Source organism: Staphylococcus coagulans (assembly GCF_002901995.1).
GTDB lineage: Bacteria > Bacillota > Bacilli > Staphylococcales > Staphylococcaceae > Staphylococcus > Staphylococcus coagulans.
The window spans coordinates 1-1,469 of sequence record NZ_PPQN01000115.1; the positions used below are offsets into that span (position 1 = coordinate 1).

The 1,469-nt window shown below is 32.0% G+C and carries 1 protein-coding gene; it reads left to right on the forward strand.

The features are described 5' to 3' along the window. Positions 1-153 precede the first annotated feature (153 nt). Positions 154-1,245, forward strand: coding sequence for a bifunctional 3-deoxy-7-phosphoheptulonate synthase/chorismate mutase (locus CD118_RS11595; protein WP_103356744.1), 1,092 nt, complete (start codon positions 154-156; stop codon positions 1,243-1,245). Positions 1,246-1,469 lie beyond the last annotated feature (224 nt).

The window sequence follows — 1,469 nt, forward strand, 5'->3', positions numbered from 1 at the left end:
ATTCTACAGTTTTAATAATCAGTAGTTGATGTTTATATATTATTATGGGGAATGGGTTGAAATTGAAGGATATTATTGATAATATACTCAATATCCACTTAAAGTTTTATTGCTTTAAAGCAAGTTAGAAAATGATTGGTTGAGGTGAAAGATATGACAAGTAAATTAGAAGCATACAGAAAGCAGATTGAAGATATCAATGGACAAATTTTAGATTTATTATCAAAACGTGGAGAGCTCGCTCAAAAAATTGGTGAGGAAAAACGTAAACAAAGCACAGTAGTTTATGATCCGCAACGTGAAAAAGAAATGCTCAATACATTAATTGATAAAAACCAAGGTCCATTTAATGATAATGTGATTAAACAACTGTTTAAAGAAATATTTAAAGCCTCAACAGATTTACAAAAGTCAGATAATGAAAAGCACCTCTATGTTTCTCGTAAACTGAAACCTGAAGATACCATTGTTCATTTTGATAATGGTGGCATTATAGGAGAAGGTGTAAAATCATTTGTTTTTGGTCCTTGTTCTGTAGAATCATATGAACAAGTTGAAGCTGTTGCTAAGAATTTACACGCCAAAGGTGAAAAATTCATTCGTGGTGGTGCTTTTAAGCCACGTACGTCTCCATATGACTTCCAAGGATTAGGAGAGGAAGGCCTTAAAATATTAAGACAAATTAAAGATAAATATGATTTAAATGTTGTCAGTGAAATTGTACATCCAAACGATTTTGAAATTGCAGATCAATATTTAGATGTATTTCAAATAGGTGCACGAAATATGCAAAACTTCGAACTGTTGAAAGAAGCAGGGCGTACGAAAAAACCAATTTTGTTAAAACGAGGATTGTCCGCAACAATCGAAGAATTTGTATATGCAGCTGAATACATTGCTTCAGAAGGTAATCAAAATATTATTTTATGTGAACGTGGTATTCGTACATACGAAAAAGCAACGCGTAACACTTTAGATATTTCTGCTGTTCCAATTTTGAAGCAAGGTACACATTTACCCGTTATGGTTGACGTGACACACAGCACAGGAAGAAAAGATATTATGCTACCAACTGCCAAGGCAGCATTAGCTGTAGGTGCGGATGGTGTTATGGCTGAGGTACACCCTGAACCTTCTGTTGCGTTAAGTGATAGTGGTCAGCAAATGGATTTAAATGAATTTGATGCATTCTACAATGTACTCAAACCACTGTCAGACTTATATAATCAACAAAAAATTAAATAATTTTTGTGTAACAACCTTTAAAATAAACCAAAACAAACCAAGCTAAAATTCAATATGATTTTTCCTAAGCGGCGGAGCTATTTTTAATGAATAGTTTCGTCGCTTTTGGTGCTTCATATTTAAAATAATTATTTCCATTATATATATTGATAGAAAAGTAAATAAGATATCAATAAAACAATGAGTATATCTATCATTTTGACAATAATTACGTTATAATATTG